This window comes from Acerihabitans arboris (assembly GCF_010131535.1).
GTDB lineage: Bacteria > Pseudomonadota > Gammaproteobacteria > Enterobacterales > Enterobacteriaceae > Acerihabitans > Acerihabitans arboris.
The window spans coordinates 44764-59716 of record NZ_WUBS01000003.1 but is presented as its reverse complement, the minus strand read 5'-3'; the positions used below and the strand labels follow the sequence as shown (position 1 = coordinate 59716).

10 protein-coding genes and 2 pseudogenes are annotated in these 14953 nt (G+C 56.9%); 9 read left to right on the top strand and 3 right to left on the bottom strand.

The window, feature by feature from the left end; all coding sequences use genetic code 11:
- Positions 1 to 2: 2 nt before the first annotated feature.
- From GRH90_RS04695 to putA, 4 genes and pseudogenes are all read left to right on the top strand, one after another.
- Positions 3 to 833, top strand: coding sequence for an ABC transporter permease (locus GRH90_RS04695; RefSeq protein ID WP_162364745.1), 831 nt, complete (start codon positions 3 to 5; stop codon positions 831 to 833).
- Positions 830 to 2455: an ABC transporter ATP-binding protein gene (locus GRH90_RS04690; protein WP_162364744.1), complete on the top strand. Its 1626-nt coding sequence runs from the start codon at positions 830 to 832 to the stop codon at positions 2453 to 2455. The genes GRH90_RS04695 and GRH90_RS04690 overlap by 4 nt, the downstream gene beginning before the upstream one ends.
- Positions 2452 to 4473 (top strand): CocE/NonD family hydrolase, encoded by a 2022-nt coding sequence (locus GRH90_RS04685; RefSeq protein ID WP_162364743.1) that lies wholly within the window; start codon positions 2452 to 2454, stop codon positions 4471 to 4473. The genes GRH90_RS04690 and GRH90_RS04685 overlap by 4 nt, the downstream gene beginning before the upstream one ends.
- A gap of 225 nt (positions 4474 to 4698) precedes the next feature.
- A pseudogene (gene putA, locus GRH90_RS04680) lies at positions 4699 to 8412 on the top strand (trifunctional transcriptional regulator/proline dehydrogenase/L-glutamate gamma-semialdehyde dehydrogenase); the annotation flags it as partial.
- Here putA and GRH90_RS26815 read toward each other — a convergent pair.
- Both GRH90_RS26815 and GRH90_RS04675 read right to left on the bottom strand, forming a co-directional pair.
- Positions 8366 to 8704 (bottom strand): hypothetical protein, encoded by a 339-nt coding sequence (locus GRH90_RS26815; RefSeq protein WP_446678245.1) that lies wholly within the window; start codon positions 8702 to 8704, stop codon positions 8366 to 8368. The pseudogene putA and the gene GRH90_RS26815 sit on opposite strands and share 47 nt — an antisense overlap.
- The gene (locus tag GRH90_RS04675; protein ID WP_446678244.1) at positions 8649 to 9191 is read right to left on the bottom strand and encodes a conjugal transfer protein TraG N-terminal domain-containing protein; all 543 of its coding nucleotides are present in this window, start codon (positions 9189 to 9191) and stop codon (positions 8649 to 8651) included. The genes GRH90_RS26815 and GRH90_RS04675 overlap by 56 nt, the downstream gene beginning before the upstream one ends.
- 173 nt (positions 9192 to 9364) lie before the next feature.
- Here GRH90_RS04675 and GRH90_RS04670 point away from each other — a divergent pair, with 173 nt between their 5' ends.
- Positions 9365 to 9814 (top strand): tyrosine-type recombinase/integrase, encoded by a 450-nt coding sequence (locus GRH90_RS04670; RefSeq protein ID WP_446678243.1) that lies wholly within the window; start codon positions 9365 to 9367, stop codon positions 9812 to 9814.
- 26 nt (positions 9815 to 9840) lie between these two features.
- Here GRH90_RS04670 and GRH90_RS04665 read toward each other — a convergent pair whose 3' ends face one another.
- Entirely contained in the window at positions 9841 to 10200 is a 360-nt protein-coding gene (locus GRH90_RS04665) for a transposase domain-containing protein (RefSeq protein ID WP_512698836.1), read from the bottom strand.
- Between GRH90_RS04665 and GRH90_RS04660 the strand changes: the two genes are divergently transcribed.
- The 4 genes and pseudogenes from GRH90_RS04660 to GRH90_RS04645 all read left to right on the top strand — a co-directional run bounded on the left by GRH90_RS04660 (position 10126) and on the right by GRH90_RS04645 (position 14874).
- Entirely contained in the window at positions 10126 to 10281 is a 156-nt protein-coding gene (locus GRH90_RS04660) for an integrase core domain-containing protein (RefSeq protein ID WP_512698837.1), read from the top strand. The genes GRH90_RS04665 and GRH90_RS04660 overlap by 75 nt on opposite strands.
- Before the next feature lie 1363 nt (positions 10282 to 11644).
- Complete coding sequence (locus GRH90_RS04655; RefSeq protein ID WP_162364741.1) at positions 11645 to 12229, top strand: hypothetical protein; 585 nt, start codon at positions 11645 to 11647, stop codon at positions 12227 to 12229.
- Positions 12230 to 12462: 233 nt separating this feature from the next.
- Positions 12463 to 12810, top strand: a pseudogene (locus GRH90_RS04650) (transposase); the annotation flags it as partial.
- Between the two features lie 519 nt (positions 12811 to 13329).
- A complete protein-coding gene (locus tag GRH90_RS04645) occupies positions 13330 to 14874 on the top strand; it encodes a DUF1593 domain-containing protein (protein WP_246235875.1) in 1545 nt (514 codons plus the stop codon).
- Positions 14875 to 14953 lie beyond the last annotated feature (79 nt).

Below are 14953 nucleotides of genomic sequence, written 5' to 3'. Positions count from 1 at the left end.
CTATGGAAAGAATCAAAGGCACTGCGCTGCCCATCCCGGCCATCATCGGCCTGGCGATTATCGCCGTCAACCTGATCGGCGCCGTCTTCGCTCCCTGGCTGGCGCCGCATAACGAAACCGATACCATCGGCGATATCTGGATGTTGCCGTCGGCGCACATGCCGCTCGGCACCGACAGCCTGGGACGCGACATGCTGTCGCGTATTCTGTATGGCGCGCGCACCACCATCGCCATTGCGCTGGCGATCACCTTCAGCTCTTTTATCATTGGTATCATCACCGGCTTCACCGCCGCCATCCATGGCCGCTGGGTCGACCTGGCGCTAACCCGGGTGGTGGACACGCTGATGTCGATTCCGGTGCTTATTTTGGCCCTGATCGTGCTGTCGGTGATGGGGACCTCGATTCCGGTGCTGGTGATGACCATCGCGCTGCTGGACGCCACCCGGGTATTCCGGCTGGCCAGGCTGGTGGCCCAGGGCATCGTCTGCCAGGAGTATGTGGAAGCGGCCCGGCTGCGCGGCGAGGGCCTGTGGTGGATCCTGACCAGGGAAATCCTGCCCAACGCCATCCCGCCGCTGCTGGCGGAGTTCGGTATGCGTTTTTGCTTTACCTTCCTGTTTATCGCCGGCCTCAGTTTCCTGGGGCTGGGGATCCAGCCGCCCTATGCCGACTGGGGCAGCATGGTGCGCGACAACGCCCAGGCGATCAACTTCGGCCAGTTGGCGCCGCTGTATCCGGCCGCGGCCATCGCCTTGCTGACCATCGGCGTCAATATGGTGGTGGACTGGCTGCTGGCGCGGGACCATCTCTCCGTAGGGGACGACGCATGAGCAACGCTATTCTGGAAATGCGCAACCTGCGCGTCGAGGCGCAGCATGACGTTCCGCTGGTGCAGGATATTTCCCTGACCCTGGCACGCGGCGAAGTGCTGGGACTGATCGGCGAGTCCGGCGCCGGTAAATCCACTATCGGGCTGGCGGCGCTGGGTTATGCCCGCCAGGGGTGCCGTATCAGCGGCGGCGAAGTATGGCTTGCCGGCGTCGACATCCTGACGCTCTCTTCCGCCGAACGGCGGGATTTGCGCGGCAGACGGGTGGCCTATGTGGCGCAGAGCGCGGCGGCGGCGTTTAATCCGGCGCTGACGATCGGCCGCCAGGTATGCGAAGGGCCGCTGCGCCATGGCCTGATGACCCGGGCTGAGGTAAAAACCTGGGCGGTGACGTTATTTCGCGCCCTGGATTTGCCCGATGCGGAAAATATCGGCAAGCGTTATCCCCATCAACTGTCCGGTGGCCAACTGCAGCGGGCCATGGTGGCCATGGCCATGTCCTGCAGGCCGGATTTGCTGGTGATGGATGAGCCGACCACCGCCTTGGACGTGACCACCCAGATTGAAGTACTGGTGATGCTGCGCAAGCTGGTGCGCGAGTTTAATACCGCCGCCTTGTATATCACCCATGATTTGGCGGTGGTGGCGCAGATTGCCGACCGGATCATGGTGCTGCGCCACGGCCGGGAAGTGGAAACCCACACCACCGCCGCCATTCTCCAGCATCCGGCCCAGGAGTATACCCGGCGTCTGGTGGCCGAACGTCAGAGCAACGGCGCGCCGATCCACGATCGCGCCGGCGGACCCAGCCTGCCGCTGTTGCGCATCAAGGATCTCAGTACCGGCTATAACCGGCAAACGGTGGTACGCGACGTCAACCTGACCTTGCATCGCGGCCAGACGCTGGCGGTGATCGGCGAGTCGGGCAGCGGCAAAAGCACTCTGGCCCGGGCGCTGGTCGGCCTGCTGCCGGATACCGAAGGCCAAGTCATCTTTGACGGCAAGCCGCTGGATAACCGTTATCAACGGCGCGGCAAGGAGACCTTGCGCCGGCTACAGATGATTTACCAACTGCCGGACGTGGCGCTGAATCCGCGCCAGACCATCCTGGAACTGGTAGGACGGCCGGTGGCCTTCTATTTTGGCCTGTCGCGCCAGCAGGTGCGTCATCAGGTCTTGGAACTGCTGCGGCTGACCGAATTGTCCCCCGGGCTGATTGACCGCTATCCGGGCGAACTTTCCGGCGGCCAGAAACAGCGCATCTGCATCGCCCGGGCGCTGGCGGCCAGGCCGGATCTGATCATTTGCGACGAGGCCACCTCTTCGCTCGATCCCCTGGTGGCGGAAGAGGTGCTTAACCTGCTGCGGCAGTTGCAGGACCAACTGGGCCTGTCCTATTTGTTTATTACCCACGACCTCGGCACGGTCAAACGTATCGCTCACCAGGTGGCGGTGATGTACCAGGGCAACATCGTCGCCAGCGGCGCCACCGCGCAGGTGTTCAGCCAGCCGATGCATGCCTATACCGAAACCCTGCTGGCGTCGGTGCCGGAAATGCGCACCACCTGGCTGGATGACCTGCTGGGCCACCGGACCAACGCCCTCATGACGGGAGCATTATGAAACAGATTGTCAGCGACTTTCCCCATGCGGTCACCGTGACCGAACATTTGTGGATAACATTGAGCGACGGCACGCGGCTGGCGGCGCGGATGTGGCTGCCGGACAGCGCGTCGGTCACGCCGGTCCCGGCGGTCCTTGAGTATATTCCCTACCGTAAGCGCGACGGCACCCGCACTCGCGACGAACCGATGCACGGCTATTTTGCCGGTCACGGCTATGCGGTACTGCGGGTGGATATGCGCGGCAGCGGCGAGTCCGATGGTCTGCTGGCGGATGAATACCTGTTGCAGGAGCAGGAAGACGCGCTGGAGGTGATTGACTGGATAAGCCGTCAGCCATGGTGCGGCGGCGCGGTCGGCATGATGGGCAAGTCCTGGGGCGGGTTTAACTGTCTGCAGGTGGCGGCCCGTCGCCCGGCGGCGCTAAAGGCGATTATTACCGTCTGCTCCACCGACGATCGCTATAACGATGATATTCACTACAAAGGCGGTTGCCTGCTGAACGATAACCTGTGGTGGGGCGGTATTATGCTGGCTTACCAGAGCCGGCCGCAGGATCCGGCGCTGGTGGGCGAGGGGGCGTGGCGGGACTGGATCGGCCGGCTGGAAAATATGCCGTTTTTCCCGGCGCTATGGATGGAGCATCCGCTACGCGATGATTACTGGCGGCACGGGTCGGTGTGCGAGGATTGGCCCGCCATCCAGTGCCCGGTGCTGGCGATCGGCGGCTGGGCGGATGCCTACAGTAACGCGGTATTCCACCTAATGGATAATCTCCAGGTGCCGGCGCGGGCGATTATCGGCCCCTGGGCGCATATCTATCCCCAGGACGGTACGCCGGCACCGGCCATCGGCTTTTTGCAAGAGGGGGTAGTCTGGTGGGATCGCTGGCTGAAGGGAAAGGACAACGCCGCCATGAGCGGACCGAAGATCCAGGCCTGGCTGAACGATAGCCAGCCGCCGTCCGCCCTGCGGCCGACGGCCAAAGGTGAGTGGATCGGCTTTGACGCCGGCGGCGCCGGCAACGTCCGCGCCGTCCCGCTGTACCTGGACCGCGGACAGCTGAACCGCCGGCCGGCCGGCGCCGCGCCGTGGGTGGCGGTATGCTCGCCGCAAAACCACGGGCTGATGGGCGGGGAGTGGATGGGGGCGGGGGTCTTGGGCGAAAGTCCGCCCGATCAGCGGGTGGACGATGGCCAGGCGGTGATCTTCGAAGGCGAACCGTTACCTGAGCCGCTGGTTATTTTTGGCCTGCCTGAATTCAGCGTCCGGCTGAAAAGCGACCGGCCGGCGGCCATGCTATATGTCCGTTTGTCCGATGTGTCGCCGGATGGCGCGGTCAACCGGGTCACCCATGGCTGGGTCAACCTGGCTCACCTGCGGGGGCAGGATAACAAGGTGCCGCTGGTGCCGGGGGAAACGGTCGGCGTCAGTCTGCGGCTGGACGGCATCGCCTGGCGGTTTGCCGCCGGCCATCGTCTGCGGTTGTCGGTGGCCACTACCTTCTGGCCGATGGTGTGGCCGATGCCGGAAGAGGCCACTCTATCGCTGGATCTGTCCAGCGCCCGCCTGTCGCTGCCGGTCTGTGACGCGCCGCAGCCGATAGCCGGCCCCCATCCGCAGCCGGAAACCGCCGCCGATACGCCGGTGACGGTGTTGTCTCCGGGCAGGGTGGATCGTAACCTGACCTATGACTTGGTGACCGATAGCTGGACCTCGGTGACCCATGGCGTGGGCGGGGTGTTCGGCGAAGGCGTGTACCGTTTCGACGATATCGATACCACGGTGGATCACAGCCTGCGGCGCCAGCTGACGGTGAAAAACCGCGATCCGCTTTCGGCCCATTATCTGTTGACGCAAACCATGAAAATCGGGCGCCGGGGCTGGTGGACCGAGGCCGACATCACTCTGGACATGAAGAGCGATCTGACACACTTCATCGTCGAAGGACGGATGATAGTCTGCTTTAACGGTAAACAGGTGATGGATAAGGCATGGCGCAAGCGCATTCCCCGCTGAAGAGAACCGGCCGGGGGGATGCTTTTTTACCTGGCCTGCCTGGCCGGTATTCATGCGGATTCACCAGGACGGTTCGCCGGGGCGGGACCGCCATGCTACGTGTTATCGCTGGGGCATACCGGCAGTTAATCGATTTATTCATTGTTCATATGGAGAAGTGCCATGGCCGTTGATGAAGATAAAAATAACAGCGTTTCCATCCAGACCGAGCCCGCCGCTTATATTCCGTTCGCGGCCGTGACCGCGCATCTTATGCCGCAAGATGAGAAAAGAACCGCGATTACCCGCGCCTGGGAAGCACCGGAGCCGGAAGTGGTGTCCGCCTTGCTGCAACAAGCCACGCTCTGCGCGGAAACCGAACGTGCGATACAAGACCTGGCGCACACGCTGGCCTCGGCGCTGAGAAACAAAGCGATGTCGAAAACCTGGTCCGACATGGTGCAGAATCTGATGCGGGAGTATTCGCTGTCTTCGCGGGAAGGCATCGCGCTGATGTGCCTGGCCGAAGCCCTGCTGCGCATTCCGGATGCCGGCACGCGCGACCTGCTGATCCGCGACAAAATTCCCGGCCGCGACTGGAAGGCGCATTTGGGCGGCGACCGGGGACTGCTGCTGAATGCGGCAACCTGGGGATTGCTGGTCACCGGTTCGCTGACCGGCGGGGGGGATAAAGTCGATGCGGCGAAAGGGCTGCGGTATCTGGCGCAAAAAGCGACGGCGCCATTGATCAGAAAAGCCATGGATCTCGCGATGCACCTGATGAGCGGGCATTTCGTCACCGGCGAGACGATCGATCGGGCGCTGGAGAAGGCCGCGGATATTGAAGCGCAAGGCTTCACGTACACCTACGATATGCTCGGTGAAGCGGCGTTAACCCGCCGCGATGCGCAAGACTACATCGCGCGCTGCCGGCATGCGCTGCAAGCCATCGGCGCCTACGCCAAAGGCAAGGGTCTCTATGACGGTCCGGAATTTTCGCTCAAATTGTCCGCGCTCCACCCACGCTATAACCGCCATCAGTACGATCGGGTATTTGACGAAATCTATCCCGTATTGAAATCGCTGGTGCTGATGGCGAAGTCGTTTGACGTGGCGATCGCTATCGATGCCGAAGAGGCCGAACGGCTGGATGTGTCGCTGGATCTGCTTACCGCGTTATGTGAAGAACCGGAATTGCAGGGCTGGAATGGTCTGGGGTTTGTCGTGCAGGCGTATCAAAAGCGCGCTTATGCGGTTATCGCCTGCCTCGATACGCTGGCGAAAAAACACCAGCGCCGCCTGCGCGTGCGTCTGGTGAAGGGGGCGTACTGGGATAGCGAAATCAAGCGGGCCCAACTTGCCGGTCATCATGACTACCCGGTATTTACGCGAAAAGTTTATACGGATGTCGCCTACCTGGCCTGCGCGAAAGCACTGCTCGCGTCACCGGCAGCTATCTACCCGCAGTTCGCCACGCACAATGCGTATACGCTGGCCGCCGTTTATCACCTTGCCGGTCCACAATACACCGATCGGCAATACGAATTCCAATGCCTGCACGGGATGGGGGTGCCGCTCTATCAGGACGTGGTGGGTGCAACGAAGCTGAACCGGCCATGCCGGATTTATGCGCCGGTGGGCACGCACCAAACGCTGCTGCCGTATTTGGTGCGGCGCTTGCTGGAAAATGGATCCAATAGCTCATTTGTTAATCAGATTGCCGATCGCGCGGTACCGATCGCCTCTCTGATCGCCAGTCCGCTGGCCGAGGTGGAAAACCTGGCGCGTCGCGAAGGCGCGGTGGGCGTGCCGCACCCGAAAATTCCATTGCCGCAGGCGCTCTATGGCGTAGCCAGAAAAAATGCGCGCGGGCTGAATCTTTATGATGAAGCGGAGTTGCGACGGTTGACAGAAAGACTGCAGGCCGGCTCGCGCAAACCGATTCTGGCGATGCCGTTGATAGCCGGCGTCACGCAGCTTACCGCACCACAACCCGTGATCAATCCGGCGGAACCGCGTGATGTGATTGGCTTTGTCCATGAAGCGACTGCGCGGGACATCGAGCAGGCGCTTGCCGGTGCGCAGGGCGCTGCCGGGCGCTGGGCGGCGGTTCCGGCGGCTGCGCGTGCCGATATCCTGCGGCGCGCCGCGCAACAGATGGAAAACCAGATGGAAACCCTGCTGGGCGTGCTGGTGCGCGAAGCGGGCAAAACCTTCGGCAATGCTATCGCTGAAGTGCGTGAAGCGGTTGATTTTCTAAACTATTATGCTGTTCAGGTTAACCAGACGTTCGATAACGCCACGCATATTCCGCTGGGCGTGGTGGTGTGTATCAGTCCGTGGAATTTTCCCTTGGCAATCTTCACCGGGCAGATCGCGGCGGCGCTGGCGACGGGCAATGCCGTCATTGCCAAGCCCGCCGAGCAGACGCCGCTGATTGCCGCGCTGGCGGTGAAATTGCTGCTCGACGCGGGCATTCCGAATGATGTGCTGCAATTGCTGCCGGGGACGGGCGAAGCCGTCGGCCAAACTCTGGTGGCCGATGAACGGGTTAATGGCGTGATGTTCACCGGATCCACCGAGGTTGCGGCCATTATCCAGCGCCAGATCGCCGAACGGGTTGATAAGCAGGGACATCCGATCCCGTTGATCGCCGAAACCGGCGGCATCAACGTGATGGTGGTGGATTCGTCGGCGCTGCCGGAACAGGTGATTATCGATTGCGTTAATTCAGCGTTCGACAGCGCCGGCCAGCGGTGTTCGTCGTTGCGGTTGCTTTGTCTCCAACAGGACATCGCGGATACGTTGCTTGATGCCTTGCGCGGCGCGATGGCGGAACAACGGGTGGGCAATCCCGCGCGGCTGGCCAATGACATCGGTCCGGTGATCGATGCGCCGGCAAAACAGCAGATTGACGCGCATATTGAACAGATGAGAAGCGCAGGGTTCACGGTGTTCCAAAGCGCATATGGGGCAATAGACGAGCAGGCGGGGCATTTTGTTCTGCCGACGCTCATCGAACTCACCGCTGTCGAGCAACTGGATAAAGAGGTCTTTGGCCCGGTGTTGCACGTCGTGCGTTTTGCCAGCCGCGATCTGCCCGCGCTGATGGCGAAAATCAATGCATCCGGTTACGGGCTGACCTTCGGGCTTCACTCCCGTATCGACAGCACGGTGCGGCGGGTGACGGACGCGGTGGCCGCGGGCAATCTTTACGTCAATCGCAATATGGTCGGCGCCGTCGTCGGTGTCCAGCCTTTCGGCGGGGAAGGGTTGTCCGGCACCGGGCCGAAGGCGGGCGGCCCGCTTTACCTGTACCGGTTATTATCCCGATGTCCCGGCGACGCGCAATGGCGTGGCCTGCGTTATACCGCGACCGGCGAGCCGACGCGCGCACAGCCGCCTGCCGCGCTTAGTGAAGCCCATGCCGCGCTAAGCGACTGGGCGGCGGTGAACCACACCACTATACATGTGCTGTGCGGGCGGTTCATGGCGGAAAGCGCATGCTGGACGGTCAGTCTCTTGCCGGGCCCCACCGGCGAGGAGAACCGTTATCGGCTGCTGCCGCGCCGACGGGTACTGTCGCTGGCGGAAGACGACCAGGATCTGCTGATACAACTGGCGGCCATCGTCAGCGTGGGCTGTCGCGCCTTGTGGCCGGATGCCGCGCATTGCCGCGCGTTATATCAGTCTTTGCCAGAGGCGGTGCGGGCTTGCGTGGATATGGCGCCCCGGGCGGATTGCTTCGCGTATGACTTTGACGCGGTGATGCATCACGGTGATACCGAGGCGCTGCGCGCGGTATGTCGCCAGGTGGCGCAACGGCCAGGCGCGATTGTGTCGGTGCAAGGCTTCGCCCACGGCGACAGCGCTATTCGTCTTGACCGGTTATTGCTGGAACGCTCGTTGAGTATCAATACCGCGGCGGCCGGCGGGAATACCCGTCTGATGATGATCTGATGTCCGCTTGATCAGGCAGACAGTCCAGGGCGGCGTCGAGCGATATTGAACGGCAGGCCTGGCGCAGTCCGTTAATCAGGCCGCCGGCCCTGCCGCGCACATGGATCATGCCGAAGGCCGGGCGCCAGTAATATTGCGAACCGATCCAGGTCACATCGTCCATCTGCGCCTCGCTGAGCTCCGGTCGCCCCATGAACAGTTTTGCCCGCGCCCGACCGTAGCTATCGCGGGTGAAATCAGCCACCTCTTGGGCTAAAACCGGATCGTCGATGCGTGTACTGTCGATTTCCATACGCATCTGCCGCAAATCTGTGCCGCAGGGGATGTCGGCTGGCTACCGCCGCGCTGGTTACGGCTTTGGAGATGGCATGCATGAAGAACCACCAGACCGGGACTTTCGCGCTCTGGTGATTGAGCGTAGTAAAGGATTTCTCCCAACCGGTCTCCGTGGGCAGCGGTACGCTGACCTGGCATTGTGTGGAACGGGCGGTGTCGAACTTGATGGTGGACAGGTCGACATCGATATACGGCGCACAACCAAATAGGATGACAACGATCGCCATCCAAATGCGGTTCTCAATGCGCATAGAGGACAACACACCTTTATTGCCCTCGTCTGCCCCCTCGGTTCGCGCTCGCAGCCATTCCTGGATGAAAATCCCGGCAAAGGGCAGGGCGAACAGCCCGCTGGCAACGAGGATGTTCCAGACGCCGTTGTTAACGAGCCAAGCGACCAGCGTCAGGTAGTACTCCAGATAGTCGGTGGTCTGCAAGGTCATCACCGCCTCCTACAGCGCGCGCAGCCACTGGCTGGCTTCGGAAAACATGATGGCTCCCACGCTCAGGACTTCGAGGATGTGTAGCGCCCGGGCCGAATTTGGGTCGCGCTGGAGCCTGCGCCGCCGAGCCCAGGGCCAGGTGGCCAGCAGGGACGCATACCCTGAAAAAGCGCATGAGTGAAAACACACTTAACCAGGCTCTCAAACGAATGGGATATAAAGATCGTCTGACCGGCCACGGTATCCGCGGCACAATTTCAACTGCACTGCATGAAATTGGTTATCCAAAGGCATGGATAGAGACACAGCTTTCTCATCCCGACCCGAATAAAGTGAGCGCAGCGTACAACCACGCGGCCTATGTAGAACAACGACGGATCATGATGCAGGATTGGGCGGACCGTCTTGATTTGTTAGAACAAGGACATGTCGAAGCCGCCAATAGCCGGTTGGTTATTCAAATAGCCGGTATTCCAACAATGTCCAGCATCGATCCCGGCATGACTGCCGCGCCCCTGAAGACAACTAGCGGCAATAAGGAGGTTAATATCGCCCTCTCTCCCCCTGTTGAAAATAGAACGGACCAGCATGCATTTCATAGGCCGCTGCCATTCCCATCGTAAGCGGCTGCCCAGCACCGTATTGACAGTTATTCAGCAGGGATGTCGAGGTTCCATGGCAGGAGTTCTTTGATTTTATTGATGGGATGATCTGCGATTGTCGCCAGCAGATGGCGCAGATACGCTTCCGGCTCCACGCCGTTCAGTTTGCAACTGCCGATTAGCGTATACATCAACGCCGCCCGGTTCCCACCGCTATCGGATCCCATGAACAGATAGTTTTTCCGGCCAAGACTCACCACCCGCAGCGCGTTTTCCGCGATATTATTGAGCGCTTCAATAAAACCTACCGCAATGAAGTGCTGGATTTTTATCTGTTCAGGACACTGCAGGAGGTTCGGGATATTACTGAAAAATGGCTGGATGAGTATAACCAGGAACGGCCTCATGAATCACTGGGAAACCTGACGCCGGAAGAGTATCGGATAACCCGAAGTTCGCCGATGAACTCAAAAAGTGCATGGCTTTGACGTCGGGATGTTTACAGTGGCTTGACCAAACAAGAGTATTGCCGTTAGCACGCCACCTCCTTCAGCGCCTTTTATTATTGGATCAAAGACCATAAGGACGATGCTATAACAACAGTGTCGCCGGCCTATATTTCCGCGTGCCGCGTTGCCGTTGAGCATAATCGTGCCGGATACCGTAACGCTCAATTTGCCCAACGGCTGCTCCGTCAGTTGTCTTCCGGCCCAGTTGATGGGCGTGCCGCAGGCATTGTCATTGGGTTAACCCCACTTTCGGCGAAGCGCAGTTGACCATAGGTCTTCCATAGCGATTAACGGCGGTTACACGACAGCTGCCAACGAGGTTGTCAAAGATGGCCGGATATAATCTTATGTCGAAAAATGGATAACCGAAAGGCATTATAAAGGTGAAGCGCTACACGAGCTGAACTGACCAGCAGAACTGAACCTGCAAGTTATGTGATGCGTGCGATTGCCATGAAAAGCCACAGTATGATCAATTTTTAAAAGTATTGAAACATACGATAGTCATAATTATAATCAGCGCTAACCACCATTTCCAGCCGAGCCCATGCGGGGCCGGTAATTATCTCTTTTCATTGGCAATTTAGCCCGGTTGATTTGAAATCTACAGACGATCCCACGAACAATCAGTAATTTTTCATCGGCCTTGGATGCTGACAGTAATGCTAATATAAAAATCCAGTTAATATTTTTTATAAATAAATTTATTAATAAATGTATAGATAACAAAGGATACCGGTTCTTAAAAAAGGGATGCCCGGTTTTCTTCGCCATGCATTCGCATTTAGGCGCCATTAGGGTTATGATGTCAGTTAACAGGAGTGCCGATTATTATACAGACGAATGTCCTCAACATATTTTAGCTAAACATGCGAGATATGCATCGGCTTAATTTAGGTAGAAAAATCTGAAAACTCACACTATCAGATAGAGTCAACCCGTTTTTCATATCACGTTTCACATTCCCATCATCTGATATTGAATCATGCATTCAGCCGCTTGGTCAAAGCAGGCATTCCATGCCCGGAAAAGGGTAACCTGCTGCCTTCGTGGAAGGCTTGGACGTCGCTATTGAAAAGCGAAGCGGCGATAATGCTGTATATTTTATCAATGACACCGTCAATATATGTTGCTCGCGGAAAAATGACCCACCTTCATTTAGTCAAAGAACCTTTTTGTTTTTTGCATAAACTTGCCTAACGGTTAAAAGTTGCGTGCTTAAACGAAGCTATTTGTTAAAGGAAAGATTATTTGATGTTAAATCATGTTTTCATGAAATATTTTCCATAAGTAATAATTTGACAGATAAATTACGTAAAAGTTCAACTATAAAGTCAAAAATATGAAAATTAACTCACTAATTATTTTATTTTCTATTTTTTTATCCGCATGTAGTGCCGTAGGACAATATCATATTGACCAAACGGCAAGAAATAAAGCGGATATCCATTTTGTCGGCATTCCCGTACTGGCAGGTGCTGTCGGTTCCAGCTTCCCTATCACCGCAAAATACAGTCTTACCGCTGGGCATATCGCAAAAATAATGATGGTCAGGGTGAAGGCTTACAACCCCATATGCGATGTGGCTATCATATATCATGACAATGCTGGCCGCAAATTACCCACCGTAGAGGCAGCCAAGAAAGGCGAGATAATGAATCTCTATGGCTACAATGCCTATACTGCGATGCCCACGTCATCTTCCGGCGTGTTGCAAGAGTTCGGGTGGTGGGATAAGCCACAAAAAAGCTGCCTGGTGGGTTTGAGTAACGCCGGAGGCATTCAGGGCATGAGCGGCGGCCCGGTATACGGAAATAATGAAGCGATTATTGGTGTCTTGACAGCAACACATCCCAAGAGAGATCAAACTATTTTCGTTCCTTATCAAGAGATTTCGGCTTGGGTTGATAAGGAGACTAAAAATTAAAATTGAAATATGAATATTCCAATAATACTCAGCCTCGAATATGGACTACCCATTTGCTCGGCAGATCTCCGCTGGGCTGGTTAAATATACCTGGCTAAATAAGGGCAACCATTTTTCGGCGACTCCCGGTAACTAGGCCATCAATCGGGCGGCGCGGATCGCTGAGTACCAACGCCAAGTCGGGTAGGGATCGCGTAGCTAGCGTTTCGTCGCCTCTAGCCATGAGGGGGAAGGTAGAGGAGATGCTCAATGGCGCTGTAAAACGTCTGTCGGGCGGCGAAAGCCCGTTGCTTCACAGTGATCAGGGATGGCAATACCAGATGCCACGCTGGCACCGCTGGTTGCGAAACCATGGGATAGTGCAAAGTATGTCACATAGAGGAGTGTGTCTGGATAATGCTGCGATGGAAAGCTTTTTTGGCACGCTGAAGTCGGAGTGCTTTTATCTGAAAGAATATAGCAGCCTGCATGAGCTCAAACAGGATATTGTCGAGTATATTGATTATTATAATCATCAAAGGATAAGAGAAAAGCTTGATGGGCTGAGTCCGGTACAATACCGGTTAAAGGAAGCAGCATAGATTGTCCAGGATCCGGGGCGCAGATCAAAGCGCGCTTGTTTAATTTTTAAAACGATAAAGGTGCGCCGGACTTTATTAATAAGGACAATCTGGTAATACGACTTTTGCCACAATACCCCCTCTAATATGCCATTAGAAAATAAAACACCCAAGAAGCCGATGGAGGATATTTTGCTATCACTCATTCTTATTATTGATTTTGCCGTTGCAGCTTACGCTATTCTGTCGGCTGAGTCGGCCGTCTCGATACCGACAACATTGATGTCACTATGTGGCGGCAGGCAGATTATTACCGCGTATCCTGGTGTCAATGGACGACGTCTCATCGACTCCGCGGATGTTTAGCCGAAAGTGTACGTCTAATGTGAACGTCCTCACTATTACAGATTAAATCGCTGCACTATGTCTTTTTTAACCTTATAATACGCAAGAAACATAAAAAATCAACAATGAATATATATTCATTAAATTTAGACACCTCTGAAATTTATTTGAATTTCCCCAGCAAGGAGATAAAACATGTCGAAGAAACCACGGTTTAATCGCGTAATATGCGCCATGGCATTATTGCACGGAGTGGCGCTGGCGATACCAGTCTATAGTATTGCCGCATCGGATATCCCCTCTTTAGCCGCTAAAACGGTCTCCTTTCAAGCCAGGCCGCGCGTTTTTGTATTAACGGATATCGGTAACGAACCTGATGATCAAATGTCCATGACCCGCTTTTTGCTCTATTCAAATGAGATGAACGTCGAAGGCCTGGTGGCCACTACCTCCACCTGGCAAAGAGATATCGTCCATCCGGATATCATCAATCTGGTTCTGGGCCATTATGCCGAGGTGCAGCCTAATCTGCTGCACCATGACTCCGCGTTTCCCGCCGCCTCGGCGCTAAGGGGCATCGTGGCTTCCGGCCAGGGCCATTACGGCATGGCTGCGGTCGGCAAAGGTAAATCCACCCAAGGTTCCGATTTGCTGCTGCGCTCTATTGAGAACAGCGTTTCGGCCGTTCGACCGCTATATATCAGCTTGTGGGGAGGGGCCAATACGCTGGCGCAGGCGCTTAACGATTTAAAAGCCACGCACAGCGCGGCCGAGGTCGAGACACTGACCGGTCATCTTATTGTCTACGCTATTTCCGATCAGGATGATGCTGGCATCTGGATACGCAATAACTTTTCCGCCATCACCTATATTGTCGACCCCTCCACCCAGAATGGCGAAGATTACGCCCGCGCCACCTGGACCGGCATCAGCGGCGACAAGTACTACCGTAATGCGCCCGGCGCCGATTTCACCACAGTCGCCAATAGCTGGCTTGACCGTAATATCCGCGGCAAAGGACCGATGGGTAAAGGTTACCCGCAGTACATGTTTATCATGGAAGGCGATACGCCGTCATACCTGGGGTTAATACGCAATGGGCTAAACAGTGAGATGAACCCGGGCTGGGGCGGATGGGGGGGACGTTATATCCTGCGCCAACCCCATGGTGAAACCCGTCCGGTCTGGACCAGTGGAGGCGACTTTTTCCCCGGTAATCCCAACGCGGCGGATACGGTCATCGGCTCCGACGGCAAGAGTTATACCTCTAACCAGGCCACCATCTGGCGCTGGCGCGAGGCATACCAGCACGACTTCGCCGCCCGTATGGACTGGACCATTAAAGATTTTGCCCATGCCAACCATAACCCGATGGTGGTGGTGAATAATCATTCGGGTAAAGACACCATCTACATTGCCGCTCAAATAGGCAAGCCGGTGGTGCTTGATGCGCAGGGCACCAAGGATCCGGACGGCAACAGGCTGAGCTATCGGTGGATAGCCTATCCCGAAGCCGGTTCGGCAACCTCGAAGCAGGTGGCTAATGACGAGGTACAAGGCCAAAGAGGAGACGAGCCGCTCAATGCACGACCGTTGTTGGCCATTAATGGGGGGAGCGCGGGGAAGGTCACCGTGACGCCGCAAAACGCCGGAATCGAGCATATCATTTTAGCCGTACAGGATGATGGCCTGCCATCGCTGACGTCGTACCGCCGGGTGATCATTACCGTCAATAAATAGCCCAGGTAACGCTGGCTGCGGCCAGACGGGGCGCGGGAATAATGATTTTTGTTTTGGCCGCGCCACCTGCTGCTATCAG

Excerpts from the sequence above, each read along its gene's own strand:
- GRH90_RS04695 (WP_162364745.1), top strand. The coding sequence starts at position 3 with ATGGAAAGAATCAAAGGCACTGCGCTGCCCATCCCGGCCATCATCGGC.
- GRH90_RS04690 (WP_162364744.1), top strand. The coding sequence starts at position 830 with ATGAGCAACGCTATTCTGGAAATGCGCAACCTGCGCGTCGAGGCGCAG.
- GRH90_RS04685 (WP_162364743.1), top strand. The coding sequence starts at position 2,452 with ATGAAACAGATTGTCAGCGACTTTCCCCATGCGGTCACCGTGACCGAA.
- GRH90_RS26815 (WP_446678245.1), bottom strand. The coding sequence starts at position 8,704 with ATGGAAATCGACAGTACACGCATCGACGATCCGGTTTTAGCCCAAGAG.
- GRH90_RS04675 (WP_446678244.1), bottom strand. The coding sequence starts at position 9,191 with ATGACCTTGCAGACCACCGACTATCTGGAGTACTACCTGACGCTGGTC.
- GRH90_RS04670 (WP_446678243.1), top strand. The coding sequence starts at position 9,365 with ATGAGTGAAAACACACTTAACCAGGCTCTCAAACGAATGGGATATAAA.
- GRH90_RS04665 (WP_512698836.1), bottom strand. The coding sequence starts at position 10,200 with ATGAGGCCGTTCCTGGTTATACTCATCCAGCCATTTTTCAGTAATATC.
- GRH90_RS04655 (WP_162364741.1), top strand. The coding sequence starts at position 11,645 with ATGAAAATTAACTCACTAATTATTTTATTTTCTATTTTTTTATCCGCA.
- GRH90_RS04645 (WP_246235875.1), top strand. The coding sequence starts at position 13,330 with ATGTCGAAGAAACCACGGTTTAATCGCGTAATATGCGCCATGGCATTA.